Source organism: Methylobacterium sp. 13MFTsu3.1M2 (genome assembly GCF_900112625.1).
In the GTDB taxonomy this organism is placed as follows: Bacteria; Pseudomonadota; Alphaproteobacteria; order Rhizobiales; family Beijerinckiaceae; genus Methylobacterium.
The window spans coordinates 59,763-75,348 of the sequence record NZ_FOMM01000012.1 but is presented as its reverse complement, the minus strand read 5'-3'; the positions used below and the strand labels follow the sequence as shown (position 1 = coordinate 75,348).

Genomic DNA, 15,586 nt, shown 5'->3' with positions numbered 1-15,586 from the left:
CGCACTGACGGTTCGGCGTGCGGCTGACCCTGCCGCCGAGCGCTCCCGGCATGCGGATCGGCCTCTACGGCGGATCCTTCAATCCCGCCCATCTGGGCCACCGGCACGTGACGCTCGCGGCCCTGCGTCGGCTCGGGCTCGACCGGGTCTGGTGGCTGGTGAGCCCGGGGAACCCGCTCAAGAGCCGGAGTGCTCTCCCCTCCGTCGCGGCGCGGTGCGATCAGGCGCGCCAGATCGCCCGGCACCCGCGGATCGCCGTGACCGGGATCGAGGCTGCGCTCGGCGTCCGCTTCACGGTGCAGACGCTGCGCTTCCTCACGCGCCGGTGCCCAGGCGTTCACTTCGTCTGGGTCATGGGAGCCGATTCCCTCGGGACCTTCCATCGCTGGAAGGGCTTCGCCGAGATCGCCCGCCTCGTGCCGATCGCCGTCATCGACCGGCCCGGCTTCACCATGACGCCGCTGAGTGCCCGCGCGGCCCGACGCCTGGCCGGTGCCCGGGTCCCCGAGGCGGCGGCGTCGACGCTCGCGCTGCGGTCGCCGCCGGCCTGGATGTTCCTGCACGGGCCGCGCTCGACCCTGTCGTCCACGCAGATCCGCGCGCGCACGGGTCGGGGGACGGCGCCGCCGAAGTCTGCGCGGTTGCAATCGCGGCCCGATACCGCCAATTTCACCTGATCCCGCAAGGCCCGACATCGCCGTGCGGCAGAACGAGGAACCAGGACTCTGCCCGAAACCAGTCACACGGAGACGATCCGCACCCCCGTCCAGGCCCCGGTCGAAGCCGGTAAGGCGCGCTCGGACGACCTGAAGGCGCTCGCCCTCGAATGCCTCGACGACATGAAGGCCGAGGAGACGATCGCGATCGATCTGGCCGGCAAGACCTCGCTCGCCGACACGATGATCATCACGTCGGGTCGCTCGCAGCGTCACGTCGGCTCGATCGCCGACAAGATCATCCAGGAGATGAAGAATCGTGGCTACGGGAACGCCCGGGTCGAGGGCATGCCGGCCTGCGACTGGGTGCTGATCGACGCCGGCGACGTGCTGGTGCACATCTTCCGCCCCGAGGTCCGCGGCTTCTACAACCTCGAGAAGATGTGGGGCGCCGACCGCCCCGTCGGGATCGCGGCCGGCTAGGCCGGATCCGAATCCGTGCGCTTGGTCCTGGCCGCGGTCGGACGGCTGAAGGCCGGGCCGGAGCGCGAACTCGCGTCACGATATCGCGACCGCGCCGCGCAACTCGGACGCGGCCTCGGCTTCCCGTCCTGCGACAGCGTCGAGATCCCGGAATCCCGCGCCCGTCGCGCGCCCGACCGGTGCGCCGAGGAGGCCGCGGCGCTCGCGACCCATCTGCCCGCGGGCGGTGTCCTCGTCGCCTATGACGAGCGCGGTCGGGCCGATCTCGCCAGCGAGGCCATGGCCGAGCGCGTCGCCGCCTGGCGCGACGCGGCACGGCCGGCCCTGGTCGTGGTGATCGGCGGCCCGGACGGGCTGGACGCCTCAATTCGGACGCGCGCGGAGCTGATCCTGTCGTTCGGGGCCGCCACCCTGCCCCACGGACTCGTTCGCGTGCTCGCCCTCGAACAACTCTATCGCAGCCTCACCATCCTGGCCGGTCACCCGTACCATCGCGGTGAGGCGGGCTGAGCGGCCGTGAGGATGTCCGAGTCCGAGTCGAAGCCTGGGTCGCGGCGCGCGCGCGCGGCACTCGCCCTGCTGGCCGCGCTGTCGATCACTGTCGCCGCGCGCGCCGAGACCCCGAAGCCCACGGATCCCGAGGCGATCCAACGGGCCAACGAGGAGCGGGAGCGCCGGGCCGAGAACCTGAAGCGCGTGCAGGACGCCCTCGCCGCCAGTGCCGGACAGCGTGCGCAGTTCGAATCCGAGATCGCGGCGATCGGGTCCGACCGCGCGAAGCTCGACACCGCCCTCCTCGACGCGAATCGACAGGCGCAGGCGACGGAAGACCGCCTCAGCCGCCTGGAGGAGCGCCTGAAGGCGATGAGCGAGAGCGAGGCCGCGATCCGACACTCGCTGCAGGGTCGGCGCGGCATCGTCGCCGAGATCCTGGCGGCGCTCCAGCGGATGGGCCGCCGCCCGCCGCCGGCGGTGCTGGTGAGCCCCGAGGACGTGCTGGCCGCGATCCGAACCTCGATGCTGCTCGGTGCGGTGGTGCCGGAACTGCGCGGCGAGGTGGACACGCTCGCGGCCGATCTCGCGGAAATGATCAGGCTGCGCGGTTTGATCGCGCAGGACAAGGAAGGCCTCTCGAACGACCTCGCCGGCTGGGCGCGCGAGCAGCAGCGCCTGCAGGCCCTGGTCGCCGCCCGGCGCGCGCGGCAGGCGGAGGTGGAGAGCGGCCTCACGGCCGAGCGGCGCCGCGCCACCGAGCTCGGCGCGCAGGCCAAGAACCTGAAGGACCTGCTCGACCGCACAGAGGCGGAGGTCGCCGCGGCGAAGCGCTCCGCCGAGGAGGCCAAGGCCGCCGCGGAGCGCGAGGTGCGCATTACGCAGGAGCGGTTCGCCGCGGCCGGCTTCCGCGATCCGGCGCGGCTCGCGCCCAAGGTGCATTTCGCCGAGGCGCGGGGCGAAGTGCCGCGGCCGGTGAGCGGACGCGTCGCACGCGGCTTCAACCAGCCCGACGGCAACGGCGGGACGACCCGCGGCGTGTCGTTCACGACCCGCCCGAAGGCGTCGGTCTCGTCCCCGGCCGACGGGTGGGTGCAGTTCGCCGGGCCGTTTCGGTCCTATGGCCAACTCTTGATCATCAACGCGGGCGACGGCTACTATCTTCTGCTCGCGGGAATGGACCAGATCAGCGTCGAGGTCGGTCAGTTCGTGCTCGCGGGCGAACCGGTCGGCAGCATGGGCGACAGGGGTGCGGGTCCCGGCGGGTCCGAGGGTGATCCCACGCTCTACGTCGAGTTCAAGAAGGACGGCGGCTCCATCGATCCGGAGCCGTGGTGGGCGAAGAGCCCGAATAATACGGTACTTGGCGAGAAGGTTCGCGGCTGATGCGCAAGACTTCCCTGATCATGCTCGGCGCCTTCCTCGGTGCCGGAACGTCCATGGTGGCGACCCAGACCGACTTCCTGTCGGGTCCGCGGGCCGTGGCCGCCTCGGCCGAGACCTACCGCCAGCTCAGCCTGTTCGGCGACGTCTTCGAGAAGGTCCGCACCGACTACGTCGAGAAGCCGGACGAGTCGAAGATGATCGAGGCGGCCGTCAACGGCATGCTGACGTCGCTCGACCCGCACTCGAGCTACATGGACGCCAAGGCGTTCCGCGACATGCAGACCACCACCCGCGGCGAGTTCGGCGGCCTCGGCATCGAGGTCACGATGGAGGACGGCCTGATCAAGGTCGTCACGCCGATCGACGACACCCCGGCGGCGAAGGCGGGCCTGCTCGCGAACGACATCATCACGCAGATCGATGACGACCAGGTCCAGGGCCTCACCCTGAACCAGGCGGTCGACAAGATGCGCGGCCCGGTCAACTCGAGCGTCAAGCTCAAGATCAGCCGCAAGGAGTCGAAGGACCCGATCGACGTCACGCTCACCCGCGACGTGATCAAGATCAAGCCGGTGCGCTCGAAGATCGAGGGTGGCGACGTCGCCTACATCCGCCTGACCCAGTTCAACGAGCAGACCTTCGACGGGATGCGGGCCGCCATCGACAAGCTCACGGGCGAGATCGGTGCCGACAAGATCAAGGGCTACATCGTCGACCTGCGCAACAACCCGGGCGGGCTGCTCGATCAGGCCGTGATGGTCTCCGACGCCTTCCTCGATCGCGGCGAGATCGTCTCCACCCGCGGCCGCAACCCGGACGAGACGCAGCGGTTCTCGGCCAAGGCCGGCGATTTGACCAAGGGCAAGCCCATCGTGGTGCTGGTCAACGGCGGTTCCGCCTCGGCCTCCGAGATCGTGGCCGGCGCCCTTCAGGATCACAAGCGCGCGACCATCATGGGCACGCGCTCCTTCGGCAAGGGCTCGGTCCAGTCGATCATCCCCCTCGGCGGCTCCGGCGCTCTCCGGCTCACCACGGCGCGCTACTACACGCCGTCGGGCCGCTCGATCCAGGCCAAGGGCATCGAGCCGGACGTCGAGGTCACGCAGGACGTGCCGGACGAGCTCAAGGGCAAGGACGAGACCAAGGGTGAGGCCGGGCTGAAGGGCCACCTGAAGCAGAAGGACACCGACGAGCGCGGCGGATCCTCCGCCTACGTCCCGCCGGATCCGGCCAAGGACAAGCAGCTGATCTCGGCCGTCGACTTCCTCCACGGCATCCAGAAGGGCGCCGCCAACGGCACGCCCGCGCAGCAGCAGCAGAAGCCGAGCCTGCCGAACTGATCGTTCGGCAACCCCGCGCCGCTCTGACCCGATCCCGTCCGGCCTCTCGCCGGGCGGGATTTCCCGTTCTGGGACCGAGCGTTAGCGGAACGTTAACCATACCCGGCCGCAATGGATGCGAGGGTTGGGACCGCGCCGACCGGCGCAGGAACCGCGATCCCGTATCGAGAGCCGCTTGACCGAGTCCACCGACGATATCCTCACGCGCCCCCTCGGGGTGCCGGAGGCGGCGCCGGAGCAGCCCGCAGGCCGGATCGGACGGCTGATCGCGGCTGCCCGCAGGCCCCGGGTCGCGGCCGCGGCGCTCGCGGCCGGCTTCGCGGTGGCGGCCGGCCTGGTGCTCGCGCTGGGCGACCCCCAGGGCGGTGAACCCCGGGTCCAGGTGGCGATCGCGATGCGCGAACCCGCGGCCCGTCCGGCCGCACAGGCCCCGGTCGCCCAGCAGCCCCAGGTCATCACGACGGCGCCGGGAACGGCGCCCCTCCAGCACAGCGCCGAGGAGGTCGAGACCGCGTCCGGGGTGACGGTCGTGCGCCCGGCCGGCAGCGGGCCGAGCGAGGCGGTGGTGATCCGCGTGCCGCCGCCGAGCGCCCCCCGTCTCGCCCAGGCCCCCGACCCACGGATCAGCGAGGCGGGCCGCCACGGTCTCATGCCGAAGCTCGGCGAGGGCCGCATCCGCGCCCTCGACGTCTACGCCCGGACCGAGGAGGCCGGCAGCGGGCCGCGCATCGCGATCGTGGTGACCGGTCTCGGCGTCGGTCAGGCCGCGACCGCGGGCGCCACCGCGCGCCTGCCCGCCGCCGTGAGCCTCGCCTTCCTGCCCTACGGGGGCGAGGCCGAGCGCGCCGCGGCGCGCGCGCGGGACGCCGGCCACGAGATCTTCCTGCAACTCCCGATGGAACCCTTCGACTATCCCGACAGCGATCCGGGTCCGCAGACGCTGCTGACCGCGCTGCGGGGACCGGAGAACGCGGACCGCCTCGCCTGGGCGATGAGCCGCTTCCCGGGCTACGTCGGCGCGGTGAACTTCATGGGCTCCAAGCTGATGGCCGACGCGGCTTTCGAGCCGGTCCTGCGCGAGATCGGTGCCCGCGGTCTCGGGTTCCTCGATGACGGCACGGCTCCGAAACCCGCGGCGGCGCCCGCCAACAAGGGCAAGACGCCGGTGGCCCGTGCCGAGATCGTCCTCGACGCCACGCCGCGCGCCGACGCGATCGACGCCGCGCTCGCCCAGGCCGAAGCCCGGGCCCGCGCCAACGGCTTCGCCCTGGTCTCGGCGACCGGGACACCGCTGAGCATCGATCGGATCGCCCGCTGGGCGAAGGAGATCGACTCGCGCGGGCTGCGCCTCGTGCCGGCGAGCGTGGCGCTGCGGGGCGCCCGCGACAAGCGGGTCTCGACTGCCGATTGAGCGTGTCCGTGTCCAAAGTCAGCGCAAGTAGATCCGGCGCCTTCCGGGCCGGTGAAGACTTGGTCGACGTTGCCGCCTCGCCTCCCCCTGACCTATGGTCGCCGCGATGGTAACGGATTCCGACCCGGGCATCGCCCTGCCCTACCGCCCCTGCGTGGGCATCGCCCTGATCGCGCCGTCCGGCGGCGTCTTCGTCGGGCGTCGCAGCAAGGATGCCGGTCCCGAGCACGTCGACGGTCCGCACATGTGGCAGATGCCGCAGGGCGGCATCGATCCCGGCGAGGACGCGGAGGCCGCCGCCCGCCGCGAGCTCTACGAGGAAACCAACGTTCCGCCCGAGGCCGTGAAGCTCCTGGCCGAGATTCCGGACTGGCTCCCCTACGATCTGCCACCGGCGGTGATGAAGCAGGCTTGGAAGGGCCGCTACCGCGGACAGACGCAGAAATGGTTCGCCTACGGCTTCGTCGGCAGCGAGGATCTGATCGACGTGCTCCGGCCCGGCGGCGGCGCCCACAAGGCGGAGTTCGACGCCTGGCGGTGGGCGCGATTTTCAGAGCTTCCGGACCTGATCGTTCCCTTCAAGCGGCCGGTCTACGAGCGCGTCGTCGCGGCCTTCGCCGGCCTCGATCGATGGGCGGCGCGGTCATGACCGCGCGGACGGGGCGCTGAGGCCGTGCGCTGGCTCGCGGTCCCGGTCGCCCTCGCCCTGGCGTGGCTCGCCTTCACGATGAGTCCGCTCTGGTCGCTCTACGACCTGTCGCAGGCGGTGCGCCGGCACGATGCCGCCTATGTCGAGAGCCACGTGAACTTCCGGACGCTGCGCCTGTCGCTCGTCCGGCAGATCACCGCCGCGATGCGCGCGGCGTCCGAGACCGATCCTGACCTCGAGCCCCGCGACCGCCAGCGTCTCAACGACGCCGCCTACGGCCTCGCCCTGGCGCTCGCCGAGACGATGGTGACGCCGGAGACGGTGATGGACCTGTTGGCCAATGGCTGGCCCGACAAGCTCGACCTCGAGCGCCCGGCCGGCACACGGCCGGAGGGGCTGGTCATCCGCGGCCTCGGGCGGCTCATGCCGTACTACGCGGCCCTGGAGATGCGCGGCTTCCGCGCGGTCGTGATCCCGATCCCGCCGGAAGGGTCTCGCGCCGAGCGCACGCGGATCCGGCTGCGCCTGCGCGGCCTGAGCTGGCGTCTCGTGGATATCGAGATGGCGGAGATGCTGCGCGCGCAGATCGCCGCCAAGCTCAGCCGCGCCCTGGCACGCGCCAAGATCGGGGCCAGTGCCGGCGAGGAGCGCTGAGAGGGCGCGGCAGCCCGGACGGCGAGGCGCTATTTCGCCTTCGGCTCGCCCGGCGCGTTCTTGGGCTCGCGCGCCGCGGCCTTGGGCTCGCGCGCCTCGATCAGGTCCTCGGCCTTCTCCTCGTCGGTGTCGCCGCTCTGCTCGATAGTCTTGCCCGGATTGGCCAGCAGGGAGCGCACGATCCCCAGCAGGACCTCGCACTCGCCGGGGAACTTGTAGCTCTCGAGGACGATCGCGGCGTCGCGCAGGGTCCGCAGATCGCGCACCAGCTGGGCGTTGGCGTCCTCGCGCAGCTCGCTTTTCTTGGCGATCGCCTCCTCGATCTGCGCGCCCTTCACGTCGCAGGCGGCCCAGGCCGGCGATGCGGCGACCGCGGCGGCGAGGGCGAGACCGAGTGCGGGAAGAGAGCGCCACATGGCGGTGATCCTCGAAGATCCAGTTCAGAGGGTGTGCAGGGGCGCGGCGCGCAGGACATCCTGCGTCAGCGCCACGAGTTGGCTCGGACGGTAGGGCTTCGGCACGAAGACCGAGCCCGGAACGGCCTCGCAGCCCGCCAGGGAAGCCCGGCCCCCGGAGGTGTAGACGACCGGGAGGTCGGGCGAGAGCCGGCGGGCGCACCGGGCGAGCGACAGGCCGTCCGTGTTGCGGGCCAGATCGATATCGGTGAAGAGCAGGTCGACGCTCTCCCGGGCCAGGATCGCCTCGGCTTCCCAGGCATCCGCGGCGGTGAGCACCCGGTACCCCTCTTCGAGGAGCGCCTCGGCGGCCAGCTCGCACACGGTCGGCTCATCCTCGACGACCAGGATCGTGGCGGCGCCCCGGTCCGGGACGGGCAGGGTCGGGCAGACGAACGCGGCGGCGAACGGAACCATGACGCAACTCCCACTCACCCGGCGGGGGCACGGTGTTCCCGAGCCGGATCGCTGGGGCAACGACCCCTTCCGACGCGGCGTTCACCGTGTTTGCATCGAATTGCTCGGGTTTGGTGAGCGGCGCGTTAACCGCGGCCCGTCACCCCTGAACGAAGGCGTCCGAATGGTTAACAGAGCGTTACCGATCTGCGACCGCGGGTCCGAACCGTGAACCGCCCGGCTCAGTTGGGCGTCGGCCTACTCCTCACCGGTATGGCCGGCTACGTCGACGCCCTCGGCTTCGTACGGCTCGGCGGCCTCTACACATCCTTCATGAGCGGCAACACCACGCAGCTCGCCGTTCTCGGCGCCCAGGTCGAGCTGCACCACATGATCCTCCCGGCGATCCTGATCCTGGCGTTCCTGACGGGATCGGTCCTCGGGAGCGGGCTGGCGATCCTGGTGCCGCCGCGCTGGGCGACGCCGGCGGTCCTCGCCTACGAGTCGCTCCTGATCCTCGCCGGTCTGGGGCTCGGACTCCAGTCGCCCGAGCTCGGCGTCGCGGCCTTCTTCGTCGCCTTGGCGATGGGATCCCAGAACGCGGTCCTGGCGCAGGTGAAAGGCTTCCGGGCCGGCACCACCTTCGTCACCGGCGCGCTGTTCAGCCTCGGCCAGAAGATCGCGCAGGCCCTGACCCGCACCGGAGATCCGCTAGGCTGGCTCGGCGACGCCTCCGTCTGGATCTCGCTACTGTTCGGCGCCTACCTGGGCGCGCGGGCCTATCAGCAATTCGGTCTCTACGCGCTGATCGCCCCGGCGGCGATCTCGGGTGGCCTGGCGTTGATTACCGCCTTCCTGGTCTTGCGCACCGCGCCGCCGGCCGCAAATGTCCCCCCGACATGAGCAGCCCCGTCAGCAACCCGTCCCTCACCAGTCACGTCGCCGCGCTGGAGCCCGGCGAGCACGTGCTCGCCGCGCATTTCCTGAAGGACGTGCCGGCCCTGGCGCTCAGCGACGGCGCGGTCGCGCTGGTGCGGGAGGACGGGATCACCCGCGTCGCCGCGCATCCCGACAGCGGGATCCTCGTCGCGGCCGGCGGAGTCGACCGGCTGCTCACCGGGGGCGACGACGGCCGCGTGGTGGCGATCCGCGCCGACGGCGCGACGGAGCAGCTCGGCCTCGCCAAGGGCGGCGCCTGGATCGACGCGCTCGCCGCCCATCCCGACGGCGCGGTGGCGTGGTCGGCCGGCCGGACCGTCGTGGCCCGCGACGCGAAGGGCCGCGAGAAGACCTTCGAGGCGCCGTCCTCCGCCCGCGGCCTCGTCTTCGCGCCCAAGGGCTACCGGCTCGGCGTCGCCCACTACAACGGCGTGAGCCTCTGGTACCCCAATCTGGAGACGCCTGCCGAGGTGATCACCTGGAAGGGCTCGCATATCGACGTCACGTGGTCGCCGGACGGGCGCTTCGTGGTGTCGACCATGCAGGAGAACAGCCTGCACGGCTGGCGGCTCCAGCCGGACCGCGGGCACATGCGGATGTCGGGCTATCCCGGCAAGGTCCGCTCGATGTCGTGGTCGTTCGACGGGAACTGGCTCGCCACCAGCGGGGCCGAGGCGGCGATCGTGTGGCCCTTCGATTCCAAGGAAGGTCCGACCGGCAAGGCCCCGCGGGAATGCGGCGTCCGCCCGGCCCGTGTCTCCCGCGTGGCGTTCCACCCGAAGGCGCCGGTCCTGGCCATGGGCTACGAGGACGGCTGCATCCTGCTCGTCCGCTTCACCGACGCGGCCGAGTTGCTGGTGCGACCGGCCGTCCAGGGGAGCGGCGTCACGGCGCTCGGCTGGGACGCGCGCGGCGGCCGCCTGCTGTTCGGCTGCGCCGACGGCAAGGCCGGCCTCCTCACGCTGCCGGGCTGAGACGCAGGGTCAGAGGTCGTCGCACCCGCGGCTGGAACCACCGCCCCGCGCATGCTCTTTGTCGGGGGTCGATTCCCCCGCCGGAGGCCAGGCATGTTTCGCGTGTTCCGCACCTTCGGCCTCGCCCTCGGCCTGCTCGGAGGCGTGGTCGCCGCGCAGGCCCCGGAATTCGCGCAGCAATACGCGCAGCGCCTCGGGGGCGCCGCGGACGAGCTCCGTCGGCAGGTGGCGGTCCTCGAATCCGACGCGCAGGCGTCCGGGACGACGCGCGAGGGCGCCGTCGACCGGCTGCGCGCCAACCCGGACCAGCTCGTCGCCCGCCGCGGCGAGGCCGCGCGGGCCGACATCGCCCGTCTCGCCCGCCTCAGCGCCCAGCAGCAGGCCCTGAGTGCGGCGACGAGCCCACTCGGGCGCGTGGTGGCGATGCTCCGCGATCCCGACGTGCCGGTGGCCGAGGCCGCCTATCACGACTTCAGCCCGGCCGTGCCCACGAGCGCCGACGGCTTGGCCGCGGGTCTGATCGGGTTCTTCGTCGCGTGGGGCGGCTGGCGCGTCGCGTCGGATGTCGGTCGACGGGCCGTGCGCCGGCGCCCGCGGGAGACCGCGACCGTCGCGTGAGCGCGGTTCGCGCGGGCCAGACTGTGGCGCAACGTCTACAGCAGCTTGCGCGAGCCTTGCGTATCGAGCAGGGATCCGGCCGTCCCGGTCCGGGAGAAGGCGCAAGATGCCGCGCGCGTCGAACTCCACCACCATCGATCCGGCGCTCGACGCCGCCGCGCTGCTGCGGCGTATCGGCTTCTTCGGCCTCTTCGTGGTTCTCCCCGTCCTCGCGCAGGTCGCACGACGCGCCTCGGTGATCCTCGCGCCGATCGCCGTGATCCTCCTGATCATCGCCAGCGTCATCGACCGGCGCCAGCGCCCGGTCCGTCCGGCGACCTATCGCCTCCTGACGGCTCCGGCCTTCCTGGCGGGCATGCTGGTCGTGCTGTGGTCGGCGCTGTCGCTGACCTGGACACCCTTCCTCGGGCCGGCGCTGGAGCGGCTGGCCAATCTCGGCGCAACCATCGGCCTCGCCCTCCTGGGCTACCTCGCCCTCCCCGACAGGATGCGCTCGGCGAACCTCTACCTCCTGCCGCTCGGCGTCGTGGCGGGCGCGATCGTCGCGATCATGCTCGGGCTGTTCGGCGCCCACATCGCGCCGCCCGGCGTCGAGGATGACGGGGCCCTCGATCGCGGCCTCGTCCTGCTCATCCTGCTGCTCTGGCCGGCCCTCGCGTGGCTGCGGTCCCGCCGCCGCGACCGGGAGGCGCTGGGCCTCGCGCTGCTCGTCGCCCTGGCGCTCACGGTCCAGCCTGACGGGACGCAGATCGCCGCCCTGTCGGTCGGCGCCGTCGCCTTCGCGGTGACGAGCTACCGGCCGAGGCTCGGGGTGACGCTCACCGCTCTCCTCTCGGCCGCCCTGCTGGCGGCGGCGCCGTTGCTCCCCTTCCTGGCGCGGCCGGTTGGCGCCGCTCTCTTCGGGCCGGTCGCACCCGCGGTGCTGTCGCTGAAGAGCTGGCAGAAGGTCGTGACCTCCGATCCGGTGCGGCTGATCACCGGGCACGGCTTCGAGACGGCCCTGCGCGGACGCCTGGTCGGCCTCCTGCCGGCCAACGCACCGACCACGGCGCTCTTCGAGTTCTGGTACGAGCTCGGCATCGTCGGCGCCCTCGCCGCCGCCTTCGCCCTCTACGCCTCGATCCGGCGGGCCGGCCGGGACGGCCCGGCCCTCGTTCCCGGCGCGATGGGCTGCTTCGCCGCCGCCTTCACGGTGGCCTGCCTGAGCGTCGGGCTGACTGCCGTCTGGTGGCTCACGACGGTCGCCATCGCGATCGTGGTCTTCGTCGCGGTGGAGCGCGGCCAGTTCCGGACCAGCCGGCCGAAGGTCGCCAAGCTGCATCGCCTGCAGACGCGGGGCGAGTGAGCGGTCAGGCGCGCAGGAAACCGTGCAGGCGGATCCAGGCCAGGAACAGGCCCGGCCAGGCCGCCACGGGTGTCCCGGGCGCGCCGAGCCCGAAGCCGTGGCCGCCGCGCTCGAACAGGTGCAGCTCGGCCGGCACCCGCGCCTTGCGCAGCGCCGAGAACATCAGCAGCGGGTGGTCGGCCACGGCGACGGGGTCGTCGATCGCCTGGACGAGGAAGGTCGGCGGCGTCTCCGGCCCGACCTGCAGGTCCACCGAGTAGGTCTTCATCTCGTCGGGGGTGACGTCGTCGCCGACGAGGATGCGGCGGGTCGCGGTCCGGTCGAACGGCTTGCGCATGGTGATGACGGGGTAGATCAGACCGGCCAGCGCGGGCCGGATCGGCTGAGCGTCGGCGGTGTCGACGCCCGCGTACAGGTCCCGGGCGCTCCCGACGGCGGTCTCGCCCATCAGGTGGCCGCCCGCCGAGAAGCCGAGGACGCCGACCCGCGTGGGATCGATGCCGAACTCAGCGCCGCGCGCCCGGACCAGCCGGAGGGCGCGCTGCGCGTCCTGCCGCGGCGCGTCCGGCCCCGAGCCCCAGCCCTCCGCAGGCAGGCGGTAGACGAGGAGGAAGACCGTGATGCCGGCGGCGTTCAGGACGCGGCCGACCGGGACGCCCTCGTTGCCGAGGGCTATGAATTCGTAGCCGCCGCCCGCCGCGACGATCATCGCGGCGCCATTCGGATTGGCCGGCCGCATGACCAGCAGACAGGGCCGCGCGACCCGGGTGACGTCGCCGAACGTCCCCTCGACGTAGCGGTAGCCGTCCGGGTTCGGCCCGTCGCCGCCGCCCGGCGGCGCGCCGGGCCACAGCTCGATCACCTGCAGATCCGCGCCGGGCAGCGAGCGCGGCAGAGCCCGGATCGACTCGTGCGGCGCGGGCTGCGGTGCCGTCTCCGCCGGCCCTTCCGCCCGGGCGTTGCGCAGCCCGAGGACGCTTCCGAGACCGGCGAGCAGGAGACGGCGGTCGAGGCGCAAAGGCATCTCCCGGGTGAGGCCGCGCGCGGGACCGCCCCCCGGCGAGCCCGGCTCCCGCGGGAGCGCGGGGGCAACGCCCAAGGACGCGAGGCGGGTTCCGTCGCGGCGGCGCGCCTCAGCTCTTTCGCGCGATGACGGCGACGTAGAAGCCGTCGGTCCCGGTCCGCAGCGGGCTCATCTGGATCCCGTGGGCCGTCTTCCGCACGGCTGACCGGAGCGAATCCGGCCCTGTTGCCAGCACCTCGTCCGCGGGGACGACGTCGAAGCGGCCGCGCCAGCCCGACAGGAGGCCGGAGACGGCCGCGTCGTTCTCCGCCGAGAGCAGCGAGCAGGTGATGTAGACGATCCGGCCGCCGGGCCTGACGAGTCGCGCCGCCCGATCGAGGACCTGCGCCTGCTCGGCGGTCCGCAGCGCGAGGCTCCCCGGCCGCAGGCGCCACTTGGCGTCCGGATTCCGACGCCACGTGCCGGACCCGGTGCAGGGCGCGTCGACCACGACCCGGTCGACCTTGCCGTCGAGATCCTCCAGGACGTCGGCGCGCGCCTTGCCGCTGCGCGGGGTTCGCACCTCGGCCAGCGCACCGGACCGGCGCAGGCGCTCGTGGATCGGCGCGAGCCGGCGCGGATCGCCGTCGGTGGCGATCAGGCGGGCGCCGTTGCCGGTCTCTGCCGCGAGGGCCAGGGTCTTGCCGCCGCCGCCCGCACAGAGGTCGACGATGGTCTCGCCGGCGCGCGGCGCGGCGAGGAGCGCGGCGAGCTGCGAGCCCTCGTCCTGGATCTCGTACCAGCCCTCCAGGAACTCGACCTCGACGTGGAGCGCCGGACCGCGCCCGTCGGCGCCGATCGGGACGCGCAGGCCCGCCGGCGCGTGCGGTGTCGGCGCGGCGTCGTAGGCCGCGAGCGCCGGCAGGATCGCGTCGCGGTCGCCGCGCAGGGCGTTCACGCGGATATCGAGGGGCGCGCGCCGCGCCAGCGCCTTCAGCTCCGGGACGAGGTCGTCGCCGAGCGTGGCCGCGAGGTCCGGGAGCACGAAGGCCGGCGCGTCGCCCGCCACCTCCGGCGGCGCGTCCTGCAGCGTCCCGCCGTCGAGGCGCGCGCGCTCGTCGTCGCTGAGGGGAGCCGGCGCGAAGCGCTCGCCGGTGAACAGGGTCGCGACCGAACCCGCCGCGAGCCCCTGCTGGAGGCGCAGCGTGCCGATCAGGACGGCCCGCGGCGTGTCCGCGCCCATGATCCAGGCCGCCGACGCCCGCCGCCGCAGGGCGTCGTAGACGAGGCTGGCGATGCCCGCGCGGTCGCCCGAGCCGGCGAAGCGGTGGGCGAGACCCCAGTCCTTGAGGGCGTCGGCGGCCGGCCGACGCCGCTCGGCGATATCGGTGAGGACTTCGATGGCGGCGGAGCAGCGAGCGGCGGGGGTCAGAGTTCGGATCCTTCGGAATGCGTCAATGACGACGTAAAACGGCCACGCTTGGCCCACGATGCCGCCACGTTACGGCCGAGCTTCCTGCACCTTCGCGGCGCAGACCGTGCTGCGGGCGATCCGCCGTGCGGGCCGCCGCGTGTCGTATGGCATCCGCCCCCGCCGGACCAGACTGGTCCGATGGCGGGCGCATCCCGGGAGTACCCCAGCCCATGACGTCCACCGTTCGCGTCGCCCTCGCGGCCCTGGTCACCGCCTCACTCGCCGCCTGCGCGAGCGCGCCCGCCGCCCAGCCGGAGCTGACGCCGGTGCCGCGTCCGCGGGTCGATGCCAAGACGCAGCTCGAATACGGCAACCCGCCCCCGCCGCCGCCCGGCCGCTACTGAAGCGTCCGCGCGGGGCGCGGCTCAGGCCGCCTCCCGCGCCCGGCGGGCCTCGTAGGCCTTGAGGCCGGTATAGACCGCGGCCAGGAGCGGGAACGGCACCTCCGGCGCCAGCCGCTGGCCGCGGGCGATCAGGTCGCCGATCACGTGGTCCGCCTCGATCCGCCCCTTGTTCTCGATGTCGCGCAGCATCGAGGCCGTGAAGGTGGACCCGGCCGCCGTCAGCTGCGCCCGCGCCCGCTCGGCCACGACGGCGCGCGGCTCGTAGCCGCTGGCCGCGGCGACGCTCGTGCATTCGGCGTGCAGCGCAGAGATCAGCGCGGTGCCCTCGGGCGCCGCCACGATGTCGCCGACCGCGGCGCGCATCAGCGTGGTCGCCCCGGCGAGCGTCGCCAGGAACACCCACTTCTCCCACATCTCCTGCAGGATCACGTCGCTCAGGCGCGGCTGGAACTTGAGGCCGCGCATCAGCGCGTCGACCGCCTCGATCCGCGCCGAGCGCGACCCGTCCCGCTCGCCGTAGGTGATGCTGCACAGCTCGCTCATGTGGCGGATCGCGCCGTCCGGCGCGAGCGTCGCGGCGATCGCGCACGAACCGCCGAGAACGCGGTCCGTACCGAACCGGGCGTCGAGCACGTCAAGATGCGACATGCCGTTGAGCACGGGCAGGATCGCGGTGTCGGGGCCCACGGCCGGCGCGAGGTCCGCGACGGCGCTGTCGAGGTCGTAGGCCTTGCACGACAGCAGGATCAGGTCGAACCGCCCGGCCCCGGATAGCCTATCGGCCGTGACGGTGGGCGGAGCGGGCAGGTGCAGGTCGCCGAGCGGCGAGCGGACGTTCAGGCCGTCCGCCGCCAGCTTCGCTGCCCGGGCCGGCCGGACCAGGAAGGTGACGTCGGCGCCCGCCTCGGCGAGGCGCGCCCCGAAATAGCCGCCGGTCGCGCCGGCCCCGACGATCAGCGTGCGCATC

Annotated in this window: 18 protein-coding genes; 13 read left to right on the top strand and 5 right to left on the bottom strand. The window is 72.7% G+C overall.

Features of this window, described 5'->3' with window-relative positions:
* Positions 1 to 17: 17 nt before the first annotated feature.
* From BM314_RS13065 to BM314_RS13030, 8 genes are all read left to right on the top strand, one after another.
* Complete coding sequence (locus tag BM314_RS13065; RefSeq protein WP_091978389.1) at positions 18 to 677, top strand: nicotinate-nucleotide adenylyltransferase; 660 nt, start codon at positions 18 to 20, stop codon at positions 675 to 677.
* A 129-nt stretch (positions 678 to 806) separates the two neighbouring features.
* Positions 807 to 1,139: a ribosome silencing factor gene (gene rsfS, locus BM314_RS13060; RefSeq protein ID WP_085986769.1), complete on the top strand. Its 333-nt coding sequence runs from the start codon at positions 807 to 809 to the stop codon at positions 1,137 to 1,139.
* Positions 1,140 to 1,154: 15 nt separating this feature from the next.
* Positions 1,155 to 1,649 carry a 23S rRNA (pseudouridine(1915)-N(3))-methyltransferase RlmH gene (gene rlmH, locus BM314_RS13055; RefSeq protein ID WP_091978388.1) on the top strand — a complete coding sequence of 165 codons (495 nt, stop codon included), beginning with the start codon at positions 1,155 to 1,157 and terminating at the stop codon, positions 1,647 to 1,649.
* 12 nt (positions 1,650 to 1,661) lie between these two features.
* The gene (locus tag BM314_RS13050; RefSeq protein ID WP_091978387.1) at positions 1,662 to 3,017 is read left to right on the top strand and encodes a murein hydrolase activator EnvC family protein; all 1,356 of its coding nucleotides are present in this window, start codon (positions 1,662 to 1,664) and stop codon (positions 3,015 to 3,017) included.
* On the top strand, positions 3,017 to 4,357 hold the full coding sequence (locus tag BM314_RS13045) for a S41 family peptidase (RefSeq protein WP_056521910.1): 1,341 nt from the start codon (positions 3,017 to 3,019) through the stop codon (positions 4,355 to 4,357). The genes BM314_RS13050 and BM314_RS13045 overlap by 1 nt, the downstream gene beginning before the upstream one ends.
* A gap of 175 nt (positions 4,358 to 4,532) precedes the next feature.
* On the top strand, positions 4,533 to 5,768 hold the full coding sequence (locus BM314_RS13040) for a divergent polysaccharide deacetylase family protein (RefSeq protein ID WP_091978386.1): 1,236 nt from the start codon (positions 4,533 to 4,535) through the stop codon (positions 5,766 to 5,768).
* A 94-nt stretch (positions 5,769 to 5,862) separates the two neighbouring features.
* Positions 5,863 to 6,417 (top strand): RNA pyrophosphohydrolase, encoded by a 555-nt coding sequence (locus BM314_RS13035; protein WP_056521916.1) that lies wholly within the window; start codon positions 5,863 to 5,865, stop codon positions 6,415 to 6,417.
* A 24-nt stretch (positions 6,418 to 6,441) separates the two neighbouring features.
* On the top strand, positions 6,442 to 7,071 hold the full coding sequence (locus BM314_RS13030; RefSeq protein WP_091978385.1) for a DUF2939 domain-containing protein: 630 nt from the start codon (positions 6,442 to 6,444) through the stop codon (positions 7,069 to 7,071).
* Positions 7,072 to 7,100: 29 nt separating this feature from the next.
* Here the strand turns inward: BM314_RS13030 and BM314_RS13025 are convergent, their stop codons facing one another.
* On the bottom strand, positions 7,101 to 7,487 hold the full coding sequence (locus tag BM314_RS13025; RefSeq protein WP_091978384.1) for a photosystem reaction center subunit H: 387 nt from the start codon (positions 7,485 to 7,487) through the stop codon (positions 7,101 to 7,103).
* A 24-nt stretch (positions 7,488 to 7,511) separates the two neighbouring features.
* Positions 7,512 to 7,943 (bottom strand): response regulator, encoded by a 432-nt coding sequence (locus tag BM314_RS13020; protein ID WP_020091470.1) that lies wholly within the window; start codon positions 7,941 to 7,943, stop codon positions 7,512 to 7,514.
* A 207-nt stretch (positions 7,944 to 8,150) separates the two neighbouring features.
* On the opposite strand from BM314_RS13020, the gene BM314_RS13015 reads away from it, so the two are divergent.
* The 4 genes from BM314_RS13015 (at position 8,151) to BM314_RS13000 (ending at position 11,798) form a co-directional block, all read left to right on the top strand.
* Positions 8,151 to 8,825, top strand: a complete 675-nt coding sequence (locus tag BM314_RS13015; RefSeq protein WP_026604673.1) for a YoaK family protein — start codon at positions 8,151 to 8,153, stop codon at positions 8,823 to 8,825.
* Complete coding sequence (locus tag BM314_RS13010) at positions 8,822 to 9,835, top strand: WD40 repeat domain-containing protein (protein ID WP_091978383.1); 1,014 nt, start codon at positions 8,822 to 8,824, stop codon at positions 9,833 to 9,835. The genes BM314_RS13015 and BM314_RS13010 overlap by 4 nt, the downstream gene beginning before the upstream one ends.
* Positions 9,836 to 9,928: 93 nt before the next feature.
* Entirely contained in the window at positions 9,929 to 10,453 is a 525-nt protein-coding gene (locus tag BM314_RS13005; protein WP_091678012.1) for a DUF2937 family protein, read from the top strand.
* A 106-nt stretch (positions 10,454 to 10,559) separates the two neighbouring features.
* Complete coding sequence (locus BM314_RS13000; RefSeq protein ID WP_091978382.1) at positions 10,560 to 11,798, top strand: peptide ABC transporter permease; 1,239 nt, start codon at positions 10,560 to 10,562, stop codon at positions 11,796 to 11,798.
* A gap of 4 nt (positions 11,799 to 11,802) precedes the next feature.
* Here the strand turns inward: BM314_RS13000 and BM314_RS12995 are convergent, their stop codons facing one another.
* Positions 11,803 to 12,816 (bottom strand): alpha/beta hydrolase, encoded by a 1,014-nt coding sequence (locus BM314_RS12995; RefSeq protein ID WP_091978381.1) that lies wholly within the window; start codon positions 12,814 to 12,816, stop codon positions 11,803 to 11,805.
* 115 nt (positions 12,817 to 12,931) lie between these two features.
* On the bottom strand, positions 12,932 to 14,290 hold the full coding sequence (locus BM314_RS12990) for an RsmB/NOP family class I SAM-dependent RNA methyltransferase (protein ID WP_244539929.1): 1,359 nt from the start codon (positions 14,288 to 14,290) through the stop codon (positions 12,932 to 12,934).
* Between the two features lie 155 nt (positions 14,291 to 14,445).
* On the opposite strand from BM314_RS12990, the gene BM314_RS30590 reads away from it, so the two are divergent.
* A complete protein-coding gene (locus tag BM314_RS30590) occupies positions 14,446 to 14,619 on the top strand; it encodes a hypothetical protein (protein ID WP_165923052.1) in 174 nt (57 codons plus the stop codon).
* A gap of 21 nt (positions 14,620 to 14,640) precedes the next feature.
* Here BM314_RS30590 and panE read toward each other — a convergent pair whose 3' ends face one another.
* Positions 14,641 to 15,585: a 2-dehydropantoate 2-reductase gene (gene panE / locus BM314_RS12985; RefSeq protein WP_091978380.1), complete on the bottom strand. Its 945-nt coding sequence runs from the start codon at positions 15,583 to 15,585 to the stop codon at positions 14,641 to 14,643.
* Position 15,586 lies beyond the last annotated feature (1 nt).